This window comes from Flavobacterium sp. (genome assembly GCF_023151265.1).
Taxonomy (GTDB): domain Bacteria; phylum Bacteroidota; class Bacteroidia; order Flavobacteriales; family Flavobacteriaceae; genus Flavobacterium.
This window is the reverse complement of record NZ_JAKLJH010000002.1, coordinates 1-18,454: the sequence shown is the minus strand read 5'-3', so window position 1 is coordinate 18,454 and position 18,454 is coordinate 1. Positions and strand designations below refer to the sequence as shown.

Here is an 18,454-nt window from a genome sequence, read left to right as displayed (position 1 = left end):
CATATTATCTATTATTTTAAACTTTCAGAAATAATTGAAAGTTTAGATTAAATTTTTTTATTGCTATTTCATTATTTTAACAACCAATTTTGCTAACCAATTGTCTTTATATTCTGTGATTTTATCCAAAACGTTATCTGCTTTTAAGACGAATTCGTACAATTTTGTGGTTTGATCTACAAAATGTCTTTCTGCTTCGGTGCCATCAGATTTAATGGTCGAAACTTCTTTTAAAACTTTCAAAGCGGGTTTGATTTCGCGTTTGCTTCTTTCTCTTGAAATTTTTACAGCTAATTCATCTAAATCTTTTTCAGCGGTGAAAAATTCACGTCGTTCGCCTGCTTTGTATTCTTTGTAAACGATACCCCAATCCATCAACGCTCTTAAATTCATAGAAGCATTACCGCGCGAAATTTGCAATTCTTCCATAATGTCTTCCATAGAAACCGGTTCGTGAGAAACCATTAACAACGCATGAATCTGTGCCATGGTTTTGTTAATGCCCCATTGAGAACCTAATGCTCCCCAAGTTTGTACGAATTTATTTTTTGCTTCTTTGAATTCCATGAGACAAATGTACAATAAAGTTTTTAAAGTTTCAAAAAAAAATGAAAGCTTATTTTAAAAAGAAACCGAAGTGATTAGTTTCGGTTTCTAAATATCTAAAATTCTAATTATCTAAATCAATCCAGCCCTTTTCAAAAGTGCCTCTACTTTCGGTTCCTGGCCTCTGAATTTTTTATACAATTCCATTGGTAATTCGGTGCCGCCTTTTGAAAGTACGTTGTCTTTGAATTTGGTTGCGACTTCTTTGTTGAAAATCCCTTTTTCTTGGAAATACGCAAATGCATCGGCATCTAAAACTTCAGCCCATTTGTAGCTGTAATATCCTGAAGAATAACCGCCTTGAAAAATATGCGAAAACGAAGTACTCATGCAATTTTCTGCAACATCTGGATATAGACTTGTGCCTTCCATAGCTTGTTTTTCAAAAGCTTTTACATCGTCAATAGTTTGCGATTTTCCGTGATAGGTCATGTCTAAAATTCCGAAACTCAATTGTCTTAAAGTCGCCATTCCTTCCAAGAAACTCGCACTTTCTTTAATTTTTTCTACATATTGTTGCGGAATAATTTCATCTGTTTCGTAATGTTTCGCAAACAGTGCCAAAGCTTCGGGTTCGTAACACCAGTTTTCCATGACTTGACTTGGTAATTCCACAAAATCCCAGTATACCGAAGTTCCTGATAAACTTGGATAAGTTGTATTGGCTAACATGCCGTGTAACGCGTGCCCAAATTCGTGAAACAATGTCGTGACTTCATTAAAAGTCAATAACGATGGTTTTGTTTCAGTTGGTGGTGTAAAATTACAAACAATAGAAACATGTGGTCGTTCGTTGATTCCGTCCTTTATATATTGTGGTTTGAAAGATGTCATCCAAGCGCCATTTCGTTTTCCTTTTCTTGGAAAGAAATCAGAATAGAAAACTGCAACTAATTTTCCTTCGAAATCTAATACTTCAAAAGTTTGAACTTCTTCGTGGTATTTGTCAATGTCAAAAACTTCTTTGAACGTGATTCCGAATAACTTTTTAGCAATCGTGAAAGCGCCGTTCAATACATTTTCTAATTTGAAATACGGTTTCAATAACTCATCATCCAAACTGAATAATTTTTGTTTTAATTTTTCCGAATAATATGCGCCATCCCATTTTTCTAATTGATCAATTCCGTCTAATTCTTTGGCAAAATCGGTTAATTCAGCAAATTCTTTTTGAGCCGCTGGTTTAGCTTTTTCCAATAAATCATTCAAAAACGATTGTACTTTTTCTGGATTTTGCGCCATTCGTTCTTCCAAAACAAAATGCGAATGCGATTGATAACCCAATAAATTAGCACGTTTATGTCGTAATTCGACAATGCGTTTTACATTTTCTTTATTATCGAATTCATTATCTTGAAACGATTTTTTTCCAGCAGCAATTGCAATTTCTTTACGCAATTCACGATTTTCGACATACGTTACAAAAGGCAAATAACTTGGAAAATCTAATGTAAAAATCCAACCTTCTAAATTTTTCGATTTGGCCAAACTCGCCGCCATTTCTTTTGTGCCATCAGGTAAACCTTTTAAATCAGCTTCGTTGGTAATATGTAATTGATAGTTATTGGTTTCAGCCAAAACATTTTCACCGAAAGTCAGTTTTATTTTGGCTAATTCGGTATCAATTTCGCGTAATTTTAATTTGTCATCTTCATTCAATAAAGCTCCATTTCTAGAAAAACCTTTGAATTTTTTATCTAATAAAGTGACTTGTTCAGTAGTTAATGTCAAAGTATCCTTTTGATCATAAACGGCTTTAACTCGTTTGAACAACTCTTCATTCATAGCAATATCATTACTGAATGCTGTAATTAATGGAGAAACTTCTTGCGCGATTTTTTGCATTTCATCGGAAGTTTCAGCCGAATTTAAATTGAAGAAAATATTGGACAATCTATCCAATTGTTCGCCAGAATAATCCAAAGCTTCAATTGTATTCGAAAAAGTAGGTGTTTCTGAATTATTTACAATGCTATCGATTTCAGTACGAGCGAGTTCGATAGTTTTTCCGAATGCTTCTTTATAATCTGAAAGATTAATCTTACTAAAGGGTGCTGTATTGTACTTTGTTGTAAATTTTTTTAAAAAAAGTGTCATAAAAATTTGTTTTTATCGATAAAGTGTATAATTTTGTCGATGAAATGATGTAGGAACATCCTTTTTGCCCCAAACAGAGAGAGAGTAGAATTTTTTTATAGTTGTCACTTAATTGTGAGTAGAAATCCCGAATTAGCAATAACTCGGGATTTTCTATTTTTATTTCAATCCTTCCGAAGCTTTTAAAACAGCTTGTTTCAATCCTTCTTTGTAAGCGATTATTTTATCTAAAACGCATTTATCAGAACTTCCGATAATTTGTGCGGCTAAGATTCCAGCGTTTTTTGCTCCGTTTAAAGCAACAGTTGCCACAGGAACTCCACCAGGCATTTGTAAAATTGATAAAACCGAATCCCATCCATCAATAGAATTGCTTGATTTCACTGGAACACCAATTACAGGAAGTGGCGACATAGAAGCAACCATTCCAGGTAAGTGCGCTGCGCCACCAGCACCAGCGATAATTACTGAAATTCCTCTTTCATGTGCATTTTTACTAAAATCAAATAATTTTTCAGGTGTACGGTGTGCCGAAACAATGTCTACTTCGGTTTCGATATCAAATCCTTTTAATATGTCGATGGCTTCTTGCATTACTGGCATATCCGAAATGCTTCCCATTATTATTGCTACTTTGCTCATTTATTTTTTTGTTTCAAGTTTAAGGTTTCAAGTTAATTTAGTTTTCAAAACTACCAACTAAGACTTATTACTGTTACTGAACACTGATTACTCTTATAGAATTCTTCACTTCCTCAGCAATTCTTCTTGCTTCTGTCATATCTTCATTTACAATTGTAACGTGTCCCATTTTTCGGAAAGGTCGGGTTTCTCTTTTTCCGTAAATGTGTGGCGTTACGCCGTCGATTGCCATGATTTTTTCTATGTTTTCGTAAACTACTTGTCCAGAATAACCTTCTTCACCAACCAAATTTACCATAATTCCGGCAACTTTGCTATCGGTGTTTCCTAAAGGTAAGTTTAAAATCGCACGTAAATGGTTTTCAAATTGCGAAGTATAACTCGCTTCAATCGAATAATGTCCAGAATTGTGTGGGCGAGGAGCAACTTCGTTTACCAAAATTTCATCGTCTGCTGTTTGAAACATTTCAACCGCCAATAATCCAACGTGATTAAAAGCTTCTGAAACTTTTAAAGCAACTTCTGTAGCTTTTTGTGCTACTTTTTCATCAATTCGAGCGGGACAAATTACATATTCCACTTGATTCGCTTCAGGATGAAATTCCATTTCTACTACTGGATAGGTTTTCACTTCTCCAGAAACAGAACGTGCTACAATTACCGCCAATTCATTTTTAAACGGAACCATTTCTTCTGCAATACATTCTACATCAGGAAGTTTTACCAAATCTAATGAGGAGCGACAAATTTTAACGCCATTGCCATCGTAACCAAACTGAGCGCATTTCCAAACGAATGGAAATTCTAATTCGTCTTTCGCTAAAGCGTTTCTTAAATCGTTTAAGTCAACAAAACGTTGGTGTGGCGAAGTGGGAATATCGTTTGAAACGTAATAATCTTTTTGTTTTCCTTTGTTTTGAATCAAACGCAAGGTTTTTGGCGAAGGATAAATCGGTAATCCTTCTTCTTCCAATTTGTCTAAAGCATCTAGGTTTACATTTTCAATTTCGATAGTTAACAAATTGACCATCTTGCCAAATTGGTAAACGGTGTCAAAATCCATTAAACTGCCTTTGTAAAATCCGTTGCAACTGTATCGTGCGGGAGCTTCTTCGCTTGGTTCTAAAACTAAAGTTTGAATATCGAATTTTCGAGTTTCAGTCAAAAGCATTTTTCCTAATTGACCTCCTCCTAAAATTCCCAATTTAAAATCAGAAGAAAAATAATTCATTTTGTTGTGTTGTTGTTTGCGCAAAGATACTCAGACAATTGATAATTAACAATTGATAATTAACAATTTGTTACTTGTTGAGTTTTTTCAAAAGATTTCGAGTTGCCGCTTGGTAAGCTGCACTGTGATTCGAATAATCTTGAGAAATAATGGTTTTTAATTCATCGTGAACCCAATCGTATTTCTTTCCTAATACAAAAAGTGCTTTCATCGCATACACTTTTGCGGCAACTTTTTCGTCTTGAATCAATCGATCAATTGAGGCTTCGATTAAATTGTGTTCTTGTTCTTGTGTGAGAGAAATGCCGTTTTTTCTGTGATTGCTTTTCGCTAAAAAGAATGCTATTTTAGTTGCTGGTCGCAATGCAGAATCATCTTTTATTTTTGGAAGAATGGTACAGAAATCTTCAATATAAGGAATAAATTGTTTTAATTTCTTTTCACAAACCAAATCCAAACTCCAAAATGCTTTTACATGTAATTCATGATGGATGTCAAAAGCTAATTCAATCATTTCACTAAGATTTTTTTCATCTTTCATGGCAAAATTGCTTACCATTTTTCGACTAGCTACATGACAAGTACTTTCTTCGATTTTCTGATACATTTGGCTTTTCATTCGGTAAATATATCAAATTTGCAAAAAAGTTGAAATACTTTGTAGCTATTCATTTGACTTTCTTAAATTTGTTGTTTATTTCTAAATCTAACAAAAAGTGATACAACTACACGATAAGAAATTTGAAGTTTTTATCTCGGGAGAGGAAATTAACTTCGCCATAGAAAACATGGTCAAACAAATTGAAGACGATTTTTGTGATGATGTTCCTGTTTTTATTGGAGTTTTGAATGGCGCTTTTATGGTCGTGGCTGATTTATTAAAAAAATACAGTCACAATTGCGAAGTTTCGTTTGTAAAAATGGCTTCGTATGAAGGAATGCAAACTACAAATGAAGTAAAAGAACTGATTGGTTTGAACCAAAGTTTAGAAGGTCGTTCTGTAATTATTGTGGAAGATATTGTAGATACTGGAAATACGATTGAAGAGTTAAAAGCAATTATGAAGCAACACAATGTGAAACATTTCAAAATTGCTACTTTATTCTTAAAACCGGAAGCCTATACAAAAGACATCAAATTAGATTATGTGGGCATTCGAATTCCAAATAAATTTATAGTAGGATATGGTTTAGACTACGATGGTTTAGGAAGAAATTTAAAAGACATATATCAATTATCAGAATAACTAACTATTACAACTTAACATAACAAAACAATGATCAATATCGTATTATTTGGTAAGCCAGGAGCAGGGAAAGGAACGCAAGCCGATTTTTTAAAGCATAAATACAATTTAGTACATTTATCTACTGGTGATATTTTTAGATTCAATATTAAAAACGACACGGAATTAGGAAGATTAGCTAAAACTTTTATGGATAAAGGTGATTTGGTTCCAGATGAAGTAACGATTAAAATGTTGCAAAGCGAAGTGGATAAAAATCCACAAGCAGCAGGTTTTTTATTTGATGGTTTTCCAAGAACAATTGCGCAAGCAGAAGCTTTGGATAAGTTCTTAGAAGGTAAAAATCAAGAAATTACTGCAACAGTAGCTTTAGAAGCGAATGATGAAATCTTAGTGCAACGTTTGCTAGAAAGAGGAAAAACTTCAGGAAGACCAGACGATCAAGACGAAGAAAAAATCAGAAATCGTTACCAAGAATACAACGAAAAAACCGCGCCATTAATGGATTATTATAAAGCGCAACACAAATTTTACGCAGTCGATGGTATTGGATCTATTGAAGAAGTAACTGAAAGATTAAGTTTGGTTTTAGATACATTTTAATTGAAAAATAAGGCTTTGATATAAATTTCGGGCTTTCATTTTTTTTTTCGATATTTGCACACAGAAAAGGAGCTATTTCCGTAATTTGGGATTTTAGCTCTTTTTTTATAATTTTAACTATGGAAATTTTAATCATTCTCTTTTTGATTCTTTTAAACGGTGTTTTCTCAATGTCGGAAATCGCATTGATTTCGGCTAGAAAGAATCGACTAGAAACTGCAGCTAAAAAAGGGAATAAAAATGCGAAAGTAGCATTAGATCTAGCCAATTCGCCAAACGAATTTTTATCAACCGTTCAAATCGGAATCACTTTAATTGGGATTTTAACAGGTATTTATTCAGGAGATAAAATCACTACAGATGTTCAAAATTTTGTAGCCACTTTTGAAGCATTAAAACCGTATTCGGAATCTATTGCCGTTGGAATTGTGGTTGTGGTATTAACGTTTTTCTCTTTAGTTTTAGGAGAATTGTTGCCAAAAAGAATCGGATTGAATTATCCTGAAGGAATTGCAAAAGCAGTCGCTGTTCCAATGAAGTTAGTTTCCACGGTAACGATGCCTTTTATATGGATGTTAACTACTTCAACTGAATTTTTATTGAAGTTGCTTCAAATAAAACCAACAGCTGACGGAAAAGTTACGGAAGAAGAAATCAAAGCCATTATTAAAGAAGGAACTGAAGTTGGTGAAGTTCAAGAAATTGAGCAAGATATTGTAGAACGTGTTTTTCATATTGGCGATAGAAAAGTCAATTCGTTAATGACGCACCGAAATTCAATTGTGTATTTGTCTTACGAAGATTCAATTGAAGAAATTAAAGCAAAAGTTTTAGATGAATTGCATTCGGTTTATCCGGTATGTGCGGATAATTTAGACGATGTAGAAGGGATTGTTTTGTTGAAAGATTTGTTTTCTAATTTCGAAAAAGGCAATTTCGATTTAAAAGCAATTACCAGAGAACCGGTTTATTTCATTGAACATACATCAGCATATAAAGCATTAGAAAATTTTAAAATTTCAAAAGTGCATTATGCTTTGGTTACTGATGAACATGGAGTTTTTCAAGGAATAATTACATTGAATGATATTTTAGAAGCGTTAGTAGGAGATGCGGCTGATTTCTATGAAGACGAATTTAAAATTGTAGCAAGAGAAGACGGTTCATGGTTAGTTGATGGACATTATTCGCTGCACGATTTCTTAACTTATTTCGATATGGATGAGTTAATAGGAGATTACGAAGTAACAACAGTAAGTGGATTAATCATAACAGAATTAGGAGTAATCCCAAAACAAGGACAAAAGTTAATTTGGAACAAACTAGAGTTCGAAGTTATCGATATGGACGGTGTTAAAATTGATAAAGTTTTAATTACCAATTTAAAAGAATAAAAGAAAAGATGACAGAAGGAAATTTTGTAGACTACGTAAAAATATATGTTTCTTCCGGAAAGGGAGGAAAAGGGTCGTCGCATTTACACAGAGAAAAATTTATTGAAAAAGGTGGGCCCGATGGTGGAGATGGTGGTCGCGGTGGACACGTATATATTAAAGGGAATAAAAATCTTTGGACTTTATTCCACTTGAAATTTTTGAAACACATGCGTGCTGGTCATGGTGGCGATGGAGGAAGTTCAAGAAGTACAGGTCATGATGGAGAAGATAAATACATTGAAGTACCATTAGGAACGGTTGTAAAAGATCAAGAAACGGGTGATGTTTTGTTCGAAATTACAGAACACGATGAGGTTCGAATTTTAGCAGAAGGAGGAAAAGGAGGATTAGGAAACTGGCATTTTAGAAGTTCAACCAACCAAACACCTCGTTATGCTCAGCCTGGTATGCCTGTAAAAGAAGTTGACGTTACTTTAGAATTAAAAGTATTAGCAGATGTAGGTTTGGTAGGTTTCCCAAATGCAGGAAAATCAACGTTACTTTCTGTTTTAACTTCAGCTAAGCCAAAAATTGCGGATTATCCGTTTACGACTTTAAAACCTAATTTAGGAATTGTAGCGTACAGAGATTTTCAATCGTTTGTAATGGCTGATATTCCTGGAATTATTGAAGGTGCAGCAGAAGGGAAAGGTTTAGGTCATTATTTCTTGCGTCATATTGAGCGTAATTCAACTTTGTTATTTTTAGTTCCTGCTGATGCTGATGATATTAAGAAAGAATACGAAATTCTGTTAGACGAATTACGTCGTTATAATCCAGAAATGCTTGACAAAGATCGTTTGATTGTGATTTCAAAATGCGATATGTTAGACGATGAATTAAAAGCAGAATTAAAAAAACAATTGGACAAAGAATTTAAAGGAACACCTTATATGTTCATTTCTTCTGTAGCTCAACAAGGTTTACAAGAGTTGAAAGACAAACTGTGGCAAATGTTGAATGTAGAAGAAAAATAAAAATATTTGGATATTCATATTGTTGATTACTATTGGTTTAGGTGATTTGGATTTGCTGTTTAACTTTTTTTAACAAAATTTTAATTTATTGTTGTTTTTTTGTTGATAAAGATTATATTCGCACAGTTAACCCAAATTTAATAAAATGAAAATCAAATTACTATTAGTTTTATTGGTTGCTCAAATTGGTTTCTCTCAAGAGAGAAGTTGTGCTGCAACAGAGAAAATGGAAGAGCTTTCAAATAATCCTAGGATGAAAGCTATTTACGATAGTCACAAAAGATTATTTGAGACAGAATTCGAGCGTCTTTCAAATGAAATTCCAAATGGAACCCATAGAAGAGTAACCCTGAGAATACCAGTTGCTGTTCATTTTCCTTCTGCTAGTGCAACTTTAACAGAATCTGAAAAACAATGTTTGAGAAATTTGGCTCAAAATCAGGTCGATATTTTAAACGCTGATTTCAATGCTACAAATTCAGATTTATCTATTTGGACAAGTAGTACAGGAGCTTTTTTTCCAGGAGTTAATACTGGTGCTTTAGATGTTAGTTTTGAAATTGCAAATGGAAATCATCCAGCTAGTACTGGTTTGGCTAACGGAGCTTTAGCGGTTACCTTTAGACAGGCGTTTGGTGGTGGTCCTGATGGAGATTGGGATCCAGATTGGGCAGGATATTTAAACCTTGTTGTTAAAAATTTATCTGGAGGAACGCTAGGATACGCTTATTTAGGGTCGTCGCCAGCGGATGGAGCTGCAGTATTTATTAATAGTTCAGCCTTTGGATCAGGAGCTGGATGTACAGGTTTTGTTCCTGGAGCGCCTTATAATTTAGGAAGAACTTTAACGCATGAATTAGGGCATTATTTGAATTTGAACCATATTTGGGGAGATGCTACTTGTGGTAATGATGGTGTTGCAGATACTCCACAACATAATACTTCAAATGGTGGTTGTCCTGCTATTTCACATTTGTCTACTTGTTCTGGTACGCCAAGAGAATTGACTATGAATTACATGGATTATACCAATGATTCTTGTATGTATATGTTGACACAAGGTCAGGCTACTCGTATGCAAGCTCATTTAAATGTAATTGCTTCTTCTTTTAATCAGGATACTTTGTTGTCTAATGGAGATTTTGATAAAAATAGTTTCGTAATTTATCCAAATCCTAACAAAGGTTCTTTTAACATTCAGTTTTCAGAAATTGTAAACGATTATTCTATTCAGATTTTTGATCATTCAGGAAGAATTGTTTTTGAAAATAAATATTCAGGAAATAGTAGTCTGAGTCAAGAAATGAATTTAAGCGCTACTGCAGCTGGAGTTTATTTTGTAACAATTAAATCGGATGACTTTATCACAACAAAAAAAGTACTTGTTCAATAAACGAGTTTAATAAAAGTAAGAAAAAGCATCTTCTATTTGAAGGTGCTTTTTTGTTTTTAATGCAGTTATTGTAATAAAAAGTTAAAATTGCTTTAATCTAACTTGATTTTGAAATGATAATTTTAACGAAATCGTATTTTTAAGTATATTCGCCACACAAATCAAAAGAACACAGATTTATTATGAAAAAATTATTATTATTTGTCGTTTCTGCAATAATGCTTGTGCCAGCTTCGGTAAAAGCGGATGAAGGAATGTGGTTTTTAATGTTCATAGAGCGTTTAAATCACCGCGACATGCAAAAAATGGGCTTGCAATTAACAGCCGAAGAAATCTACAGTATCAACAATCACAGTTTAAAAGATGCAATTGTACAATTTAACGGTGGATGTACAGCTGAAATGATTTCAAAAGACGGATTAGTTTTAACCAATCACCACTGTGGATACGATGCCATTGCAGAATTATCTTCAGCAGAAAAAAACTATTTAAAAAATGGATATTGGGCAAAAAACAGAGCTGATGAATTAAAACCATCAAGTTTATATGTGCGTTTCTTTGTTCGTATGGATGATTGTACAAAAAGAATTTTATCTGTAGTTAATCCAAGTATGAGCGAAGCAGATAGAGAAAAAGCTATCAATGCTGAAATCGCTAAAATTGAAAAAGAAAACAACGAAGGAGGAAAATATACAGTTTCTGTTCGTCCATTTTTCCAAGGAAATGAATATTACTATTTCGTTTACCAAGATTACAAAGACGTTCGTTTAGTAGGAACTCCACCAGAAAGTTTAGGAAAATTTGGTGGTGATACAGACAACTGGGAATGGCCACGTCATACAGCAGATTTCTCTATGTTTAGAGTGTATGCTGATGCAAACGGTAATCCAGCTGAATACTCTACAAACAACGTTCCTTTAAAACCAAAACATTATTTACCAGTAAACATTGGTGGAGTTAAAGAAAATGACTTCGCAATGATTTTAGGTTATCCAGGTAGAACTAACCGTTGGATGCCAGCAGGTGGTATTGAGCAAAACGTAAAATTTGCTTATCCAGCTTGGGTTGAAGGTTCTAAAACCGGAATGGACAACATGAAAAAATACATGGTTCAGTCTGATGCTTTAAACCTTATTTATGCTTCTAAATTTGCAGGAGTTGCTAACTACTGGAAAAACCGTCAAGGAATGATCGATGCGTTATCAAAATTTGGTACTGCTAAAACGAAAGCGGCTCAAGAAGCTAAATTCCACAAATGGGCTAATAAGCCAGAAAATAAAGCAAAATATGGAAATGTAGTTCCTACAATCAATAAATTTTATGCTTTAACGAACGAAAAATCGCGTCATGATAACTATATGATGCAATTATTTAGAACTTCTGCTTTTGGAACAGTAAGTAGAGGTTTAGGAAGACAGTTAGAGAACTATGCTAAAGCAGATGCTACTAAGAGAGCAGAAATGGCTCCAGCTATTTTAGAGATGGCTCAAGGAATGCATAGTGAATTACATATTCCAGCTGAAAAAGATATTTTAGCAGCTCAATTGAATTTATATGCTAAAAAAGCAGGATATAAATTAGCTCCAATGGTTGAGAAATTAGCTGCAGAAAACAATGGTGATTTTACTAAATATGTAAACGCAGCATTCGATTTAAGTATTTTTACTTCTGTTGATAGAGTAAAAGCTTTCTTAGATTTACCATCTGAAGAGTTACTTAAAAACGATCCACTTTACGTTTTAACGAATGACTTATTAACTCATTACAGCTTTAGAAGTGAAGAATTAATCAAATCTCAAAATGATTTTGGTGCTTCTTTCCGTTTATTAGTTGAAGGTTTAAGAGAATCTAAAATTGGAGAAATCAAATATCCAGATGCAAATTCAACTTTACGTTTAACGTATGGAAAAGTTCGTTCTTTACCAGCTGACAAACGTAATGATGCTACAATTAACAACTACACAACATTGGCTGGTCAAGTTAAAAAATACAAAAAAGGTGATTTAGAATTTGATTTACCTACAAGAGTATTAGAAATGAACGCTGCTAAAGATTTTGGTCGTTATGCAGATAAAGATGGTTCTTTACACGTAAACTTCTTAACAGATAATGATATCACAGGTGGAAATTCAGGTTCGCCAGTATTAAACGGAAAAGGAGAATTAATCGGTTTAGCATTCGACGGAAACATCGAAGCTATGGCTGGTGACGTAATCTTTGACAAAAAATTACAAAGAACAATCAACGTTGATATTCGTTACGTGTTATGGGTAATTGAGAATTTCTCAGGAGCTAAACACATTGTAGATGAAATGACAATTGTGAAGTAATTTTCAAATACAGTATAATGAAAAACGACTTGAGAAATCAAGTCGTTTTTTTATGCAAATTATCCAAAATCATTTCACTATTTTTGAAAAATGAAATCGCTACTAAAAAAAGTTTGCATAAGCAAACACCATTAATAAAAGGGCGATACCATATGTTACCTGTAAAAATATGATATAAACATATGAAAATTATCCAAATCTTTTTTCTATTGCTTTCGTTTTCAGTCTTTTCTCAATCAACGTTTGAAAAGGCCGAAAAATTGTATGTTCAAAAAAAATACAACGAAGCAGAAAAGCTATTTTCAGAGTTCTTAAAATCACAACCGAATCACACCAAAACAATTGAATATCTTGGCGATATTGCTGGTTATCAGAAAAAATGGGATGAGGCAATTACTAACTATAAGAAACTAAAAGTTAGTTATCCAAAAGTTGCAAATTATTGGTATAAATACGGTGGAGCACTTGGAATGAAAGCCAAAGAGTCTAATAAATTCAAGGCTTTAGGAATGATTGGCGAAGTAGAAGAATCATTTTTAACCGCTGCGAAATTAGATAGTAAACATATAGAAACTCGTTGGGCATTAGTAATGTTATACATCGAATTACCCGCAATGATTGGTGGAAGCGAAAAAAAAGCCCAAAAATATGCCGATGAATTAATGGCACTTTCAAAAGTCGATGGTTATTTAGCAAAAGGTTATATCGATGTGTATTTCAGTCGTTATGCGAAAGCAGAAATTAATTATAAAAAAGCACACGAAATTGGTAATTCAAAAACCACTTTTGAAAAATTATATGACTTATATTTGAACAAGCTGAAAGATAAAGCAAAAGCGAGTAAGTTAAAAGAACAATTTGAAAAATAGGTTAAATGGTTATAGGTTCAATAGTTTAAAGGGCAATGTCTCAAAACTCTTAAACTCATAAACTTTTTAACTCATAAACTATAAAAATGAGAACACATTTCATAGCCATCGGCGGAGCAGCCATGCACAATTTAGCATTAGCTTTACACAACAAAGGATATCATGTAACGGGTAGCGATGACGCTATTTTTGAACCTTCAAAATCTCGTTTGGAGAAAAAAGGGTTGTTGCCAGCAGAAGAAGGTTGGTTTCCCGAAAAAATCACAACGGATATTGAAGCGATTATATTAGGAATGCACGCCAAAGCGGATAATCCAGAATTGTTGAAGGCGCAAGAATTAGGGTTGAAAATATATTCGTATCCCGAATTTTTATACGAACAATCGAAAAATAAAACCCGAGTAGTTATTGGTGGATCGCACGGTAAAACGACGATAACTTCGATGATTTTACACGTAATGCATTATCACAATATCGAAGTGGATTATATGGTGGGAGCTCAATTGGAAGGTTTTGATACGATGGTACATTTAACCGAAAATAATGATTTTATCGTGTTGGAAGGTGATGAATATTTAACTTCTCCAATCGATTTGCGACCAAAATTCCATTTGTACCAACCGAATATTGCATTATTGTCTGGAATTGCTTGGGATCATATCAATGTGTTTCCAACGTTTGATAATTATGTAGAACAATTTAGAATTTTCGCTAACCAAATCACGCGTGGTGGAATTTTAGTTTACAACGAAGAAGACGAAGCTGTAAAAGCAGTAGCTGAAGGAACCGAAAATCCAATCCGAAAAATTGCCTACCAAACGCCAAGTTACTCTGTAGAAAATGGAACGACTTTATTAGATACGCCAGAAGGTTCAATGCCAATTGAAGTTTTCGGGGCGCATAATCTTAGCAACTTAGCCGGCGCCAAATGGATTTGCCAATGCATGGGCGTAGACGAAGCTGAATTTTACGAAGCTATTGCCAGTTTCAAAGGTGCATCCAAACGATTAGAAAAAATTGCCGAAAGTGCGAACAAAGTTGCGTATAAAGATTTTGCACATTCGCCAAGTAAAGTTTCAGCTACCACAAAAGCCGTAAAAGCACAATATCCAGATAGAAAAGTAGTCGCTTGTTTAGAATTGCATACGTACAGCAGTTTAAATGCCGAGTTTTTAAAAGAATACCAAGGCGCTTTAGATGCAGCCGATGTAGCAGTTGTTTTCTATTCACCAGACGCAGTAAAAATCAAACGTTTGGAAGAAGTAACGTACGACCAAATCGCACAATCCTTCCAAAGAGAAGATTTGATTATTTATACCAATCCAGTCGAATTCAAAGACTTTTTATTCAGCCAAAATTTAGAAAATTCCGCTTTACTCTTAATGAGTTCAGGAAATTATGGTGGATTGAATTTTGATGAGGTGAAAGGGTTGATAAAATAAAAGTGTAATTTGTCATTTCGACGAAGGAGAAATCACATAAATATGATTGTTGTAGTTTTAAAATGACTTCAAAAAAGTAAATTAATCTCTTAATATAGAGTTTGATAAAGAATAATTTTTAAAATATAAATTATTTATGAAGCAAAAAATAAAAATAAAAATAAGAGATTTTTATATTGATGATGTTAATAGATGTTTGGAGGGTAAAGTAGAGTCTTCAAAATTTAATTTGCTAGGATCTAAAATAATAATTTTAAATCATCCTGAAATTGAGGGTTTTGTTTTTGAACTGTTTAAAGTAATTGATTTAAATCATGTAAAAGAGAGAGCTAAAGGAATTGAATTTAATATAGGTGACATATACCTAAAAATATTAATTGATAAAGGCTGGGATACTTTTAATGAATTAATAATTGAAGATTTTTATTTAGAAGAAAGTACTAAAGAAATAAATCAACAAAGCTTTGAAGAGATAAAAAAGAATAACGCAAAGTCTATTCTGTTTGAATTTAAAAACATGAGTAATCTGTTTTTTGCAAATTTTTATTTAGACTTAAGAGGTGGTGAAACTGGTGGAGTTGGAAGGAATGAACATGGAGAGCCTCATTTTCATATTATTTCGAGAAAAGAAAATAGAGATATTGGAAAGGTTTTTTTTCCAACGATTGAAGACTATAAAACTAATAATTCGCAACTCGTTTTTTCATCTAATATCAACAGAAAAATAAAAAAACAAATAACTGAATGGGTTTTCAAAGATGATTTAAAGAATCTGGAAGAATTAAATAAATCGTGGGTAGAGCAAAATAGACATAATAATAGAGTTTTAAAACAATAACATTAAACGCTCTTTTGTCACTTCGAAGGAGTCTCTTTGGTTGCTCAAATTATGAGATTCCTATGGAATGACAAGTTTTCGGCTATTTCCCATACCTAAAATGCCCCACAATTTTCCAACTGAACAAGCAATCTTCTAAAACTTGTCCGCTTCCTACGTTGTGCACAATCATAGGATTACCATTGCTTGATTTTATGTGCGTTACAATACCAATATGAGGCAGTTTATCGTTAATCATCCAAGTCACTAAATCGCCTGTTTTGTAATCTTTTAGGTTTTGTGTAATCGGTAAAGTTGCTCCTTTTCGGGTAAAGAAAACCTCTAAATTAGGAACTCTTCTATGGTCGATGTTTTTATCGGTAGTTTTTAAACCCCATTTTTCTAAATTCGGATACAAAGAAAAGTTGGCTTTCATGTCTTCATGTACTTCTTTTTGCAAATCAATGCCTAATTTTCGATACGCACGAATGACTACATCTGTACAAACGCCCGTTTTTGCAGGAACATCACCATTTGGATATTTTATTCCAACATAAGCCGGCGTGTAAACCACTTCAGGATCAATTATCGAAATCGCTGCATTGGATAATTTTTCATAGAAATTAGTTGGGTTCTCAATGAGTTGAGTTGTTGGTTTTGATTCTGTTATTTTTTCAGCAATGGTTTCAGATTTCTTACATCCAAAAGAAAAACAGATTAAAAGTAGAGGAATAAATAGTTTCATGGTTTGTTATTTGTTGTAGATTGAAACGCAATTTTTAAGCCATTTATTTTGAAGGTTTTTTTAAAACCACATAGAAACATAGAAAAATAAGAATTTCATAGTCAATAAATTGATTCATTTAGCTTCTCTGTAACCTAACTAAAATGCCTTATTAAATAAAAAACAAACCTATGTTTCTATGTGGTAAAAGTTTAGATTTTTTTCATTTTTTAGATTTTTTAATTAGCTTTGTTCTTATAAACGCCAAAATAAAAATCTTATGTACACGCCAATCAACCAATGGGCCGAAGACGATCGCCCTCGTGAAAAATTTCTTCTAAAAGGTAAGTCTACCTTATCTGATTCCGAATTGCTTGCTATTTTAATTGGTTCCGGTTCTCGAAATGAGAGCGCGGTACAATTGTGCCAACGCATTTTAGCTTCTTCCGAAAACAATCTAAACACTTTAGGAAAAATGTCGGTTTCCCAACTTATGCAATTCAAAGGAATTGGAGAAGCCAAAGCCATTTCCATCGCCGCTGCATTAGAATTAGGAAGAAGACGAAGAGCTGAAGATGCAATCGAACTCAAAAAAATCACATCCAGTAAAGCGGTTTTTGATATCATGCAACCCATCATTGGCGAATTGCCTCACGAAGAATTTTGGGTATTGTATCTCAATAATTCCAATAAAGTCATTTACAAAGCCCAACTCTCAAAAGGCGGAATCACAGGAACAGTTGTAGATATTCGAATTATTTTTAAAATGGCATTCGAACAAAATGCAACGGGTTTAATTCTTTCCCACAATCATCCCTCAGGAAAATTAATCGCTAGTGAAGCCGATTTAAAAATCACAAAACGTATCAAAGAAGCAGGACAAACCTTAGAAATTCAAGTTTTAGATCATCTTATCATTACCGAAAATGGCTATTTGAGTTTTCAGGATGAAGGGATTTTTTGATTTTTTTTCTAAACACATAGTCACATAGTTTTTTTATTATGACAAAAAAGGGAATTGATGATTTGTCGTTTCAGATAATTGGAGCGGCAATTGAAGTGCATAAAAATTTGGGAGCAGGTTTGTTAGAATCTGTTTATCATGAATGCATGAAAGAAGAGTTGCGATTGAGGAAAATAAATTTTCACACAGAGAAAATTGTGCCTATTATTTATTAAAGGAAATCGGTTAGAAGCTAGTTTAAGATGTGATTTGTATATCGAAAATAATATTGTTGTAGAATTAAAATCTACTCTAGAAATGCATAAAGTTTTTGAATCTCAAATTTTAACTTATATGAATTTACTCAATGCTCCTAAAGGAATTTTGATCAATTTTAATTGTAAAAATATTTTCAAAGAAGGGCAAAAAACATTTGTAAATGAAATCTACAGAAATTTACCATAAAGCTATGTTTTTCTAATGGCAGAGTGAAACGACTTTTATACACAATCCTAAACTTATGTGTCTATGTGTTTCAAAAATAAACTAAACACATAGGCACATAGTTTTTAATAAAATTTTCATTGCGAACTTTGCGAAAAAACTTAGCGTCTTTGCGTTTAAACCCAATAATTATAGAAATTTTAAGAATTCTTAATTTTTTATCTAATCTATAAGCCGTAATTTTATCAAAAATATAAACATCATGAAGAACATAAAACTTTTAGTTGCAACACTTTTAGTAACATTAACAGCATCGGCGCAGTTTACACAAAAAGCTTTACCTTATGCTTATAATGCTTTAGAGCCATTTGTAGATGCACAAACAATGGAAATTCATTACAGCAAGCATCATGCAGCTTATGTAAAAAATCTAAATACAGCTTTAGCAGGAACTGCAGATGAAAAATTAAGCTTAAACGAGATTTTTGCAAAGATTTCTACTATGCCAGCAGCAGTTCGTAATAATGGAGGTGGACATTACAATCACGAGTTGTTTTGGTCAGTTTTAACACCTGAAAAAAACACTAAAATGTCGGCTGAATTAGAAAAAGCAGTGATTGAAACTTTCGGAAGTTTAGACGGATTGAAAGAAA

Annotated in this window: 19 protein-coding genes; 13 read left to right on the top strand and 6 right to left on the bottom strand. The window is 33.2% G+C overall.

All coding sequences use genetic code 11. The annotated features are described in order from the left end of the window. Positions 1–63 precede the first annotated feature (63 nt). The 5 genes from L6Q46_RS00360 to L6Q46_RS00340 all read right to left on the bottom strand — a co-directional run bounded on the left by L6Q46_RS00360 (position 64) and on the right by L6Q46_RS00340 (position 5,183). Positions 64–567: a MarR family transcriptional regulator gene (locus tag L6Q46_RS00360; protein ID WP_291282620.1), complete on the bottom strand. Its 504-nt coding sequence runs from the start codon at positions 565–567 to the stop codon at positions 64–66. A 111-nt stretch (positions 568–678) separates the two neighbouring features. After that, on the bottom strand, positions 679–2,703 hold the full coding sequence (locus tag L6Q46_RS00355) for a M3 family metallopeptidase (RefSeq protein ID WP_291282619.1): 2,025 nt from the start codon (positions 2,701–2,703) through the stop codon (positions 679–681). Between the two features lie 159 nt (positions 2,704–2,862). Further along, entirely contained in the window at positions 2,863–3,345 is a 483-nt protein-coding gene (purE, locus tag L6Q46_RS00350; RefSeq protein ID WP_008254544.1) for a 5-(carboxyamino)imidazole ribonucleotide mutase, read from the bottom strand. A gap of 73 nt (positions 3,346–3,418) precedes the next feature. Continuing rightward, positions 3,419–4,576, bottom strand: coding sequence for a 5-(carboxyamino)imidazole ribonucleotide synthase (locus L6Q46_RS00345; RefSeq protein WP_291282618.1), 1,158 nt, complete (start codon positions 4,574–4,576; stop codon positions 3,419–3,421). A gap of 70 nt (positions 4,577–4,646) precedes the next feature. Continuing rightward, positions 4,647–5,183 (bottom strand): hypothetical protein, encoded by a 537-nt coding sequence (locus L6Q46_RS00340; protein WP_291282617.1) that lies wholly within the window; start codon positions 5,181–5,183, stop codon positions 4,647–4,649. Positions 5,184–5,292: 109 nt separating this feature from the next. Here L6Q46_RS00340 and hpt point away from each other — a divergent pair, with 109 nt between their 5' ends. From hpt to L6Q46_RS00295, 9 genes are all read left to right on the top strand, one after another. Beyond that, the gene (gene hpt / locus L6Q46_RS00335) at positions 5,293–5,823 is read left to right on the top strand and encodes a hypoxanthine phosphoribosyltransferase (protein WP_291282616.1); all 531 of its coding nucleotides are present in this window, start codon (positions 5,293–5,295) and stop codon (positions 5,821–5,823) included. Positions 5,824–5,853: 30 nt separating this feature from the next. After that, positions 5,854–6,426, top strand: coding sequence for an adenylate kinase (locus tag L6Q46_RS00330; RefSeq protein ID WP_026725666.1), 573 nt, complete (start codon positions 5,854–5,856; stop codon positions 6,424–6,426). A 119-nt stretch (positions 6,427–6,545) separates the two neighbouring features. Beyond that, positions 6,546–7,820, top strand: coding sequence for a hemolysin family protein (locus L6Q46_RS00325; protein ID WP_291282615.1), 1,275 nt, complete (start codon positions 6,546–6,548; stop codon positions 7,818–7,820). A gap of 8 nt (positions 7,821–7,828) precedes the next feature. Beyond that, positions 7,829–8,839 (top strand): GTPase ObgE, encoded by a 1,011-nt coding sequence (obgE, locus tag L6Q46_RS00320; RefSeq protein WP_133609546.1) that lies wholly within the window; start codon positions 7,829–7,831, stop codon positions 8,837–8,839. Positions 8,840–8,984: 145 nt separating this feature from the next. Then, positions 8,985–10,232 carry a zinc-dependent metalloprotease gene (locus L6Q46_RS00315; protein WP_291282614.1) on the top strand — a complete coding sequence of 416 codons (1,248 nt, stop codon included), beginning with the start codon at positions 8,985–8,987 and terminating at the stop codon, positions 10,230–10,232. Positions 10,233–10,414: 182 nt separating this feature from the next. Continuing rightward, positions 10,415–12,562, top strand: a complete 2,148-nt coding sequence (locus tag L6Q46_RS00310) for a S46 family peptidase (protein WP_291282613.1) — start codon at positions 10,415–10,417, stop codon at positions 12,560–12,562. Between the two features lie 182 nt (positions 12,563–12,744). After that, complete coding sequence (locus L6Q46_RS00305; protein ID WP_291282612.1) at positions 12,745–13,431, top strand: hypothetical protein; 687 nt, start codon at positions 12,745–12,747, stop codon at positions 13,429–13,431. An 86-nt stretch (positions 13,432–13,517) separates the two neighbouring features. Then, the gene (locus tag L6Q46_RS00300) at positions 13,518–14,873 is read left to right on the top strand and encodes a Mur ligase family protein (protein WP_291282611.1); all 1,356 of its coding nucleotides are present in this window, start codon (positions 13,518–13,520) and stop codon (positions 14,871–14,873) included. Positions 14,874–15,009: 136 nt separating this feature from the next. Further along, on the top strand, positions 15,010–15,711 hold the full coding sequence (locus tag L6Q46_RS00295) for a hypothetical protein (protein ID WP_291282610.1): 702 nt from the start codon (positions 15,010–15,012) through the stop codon (positions 15,709–15,711). Between the two features lie 82 nt (positions 15,712–15,793). Here L6Q46_RS00295 and L6Q46_RS00290 read toward each other — a convergent pair whose 3' ends face one another. After that, positions 15,794–16,435 carry a DUF1287 domain-containing protein gene (locus L6Q46_RS00290; RefSeq protein WP_291282609.1) on the bottom strand — a complete coding sequence of 214 codons (642 nt, stop codon included), beginning with the start codon at positions 16,433–16,435 and terminating at the stop codon, positions 15,794–15,796. A gap of 259 nt (positions 16,436–16,694) precedes the next feature. Between L6Q46_RS00290 and radC the strand changes: the two genes are divergently transcribed. The 4 genes from radC to L6Q46_RS00270 all read left to right on the top strand — a co-directional run. Further along, positions 16,695–17,378, top strand: a complete 684-nt coding sequence (gene radC / locus L6Q46_RS00285) for a DNA repair protein RadC (RefSeq protein ID WP_153207758.1) — start codon at positions 16,695–16,697, stop codon at positions 17,376–17,378. Positions 17,379–17,416: 38 nt separating this feature from the next. Continuing rightward, a complete protein-coding gene (locus tag L6Q46_RS00280) occupies positions 17,417–17,593 on the top strand; it encodes a GxxExxY protein (protein ID WP_291282608.1) in 177 nt (58 codons plus the stop codon). Further along, a complete protein-coding gene (locus L6Q46_RS00275; protein WP_363315803.1) occupies positions 17,574–17,822 on the top strand; it encodes a GxxExxY protein in 249 nt (82 codons plus the stop codon). The genes L6Q46_RS00280 and L6Q46_RS00275 overlap by 20 nt, the downstream gene beginning before the upstream one ends. A gap of 241 nt (positions 17,823–18,063) precedes the next feature. Continuing rightward, the coding region (locus L6Q46_RS00270) for a superoxide dismutase (RefSeq protein ID WP_291282607.1) at positions 18,064–18,454 on the top strand (391 nt) is incomplete at its 3' end.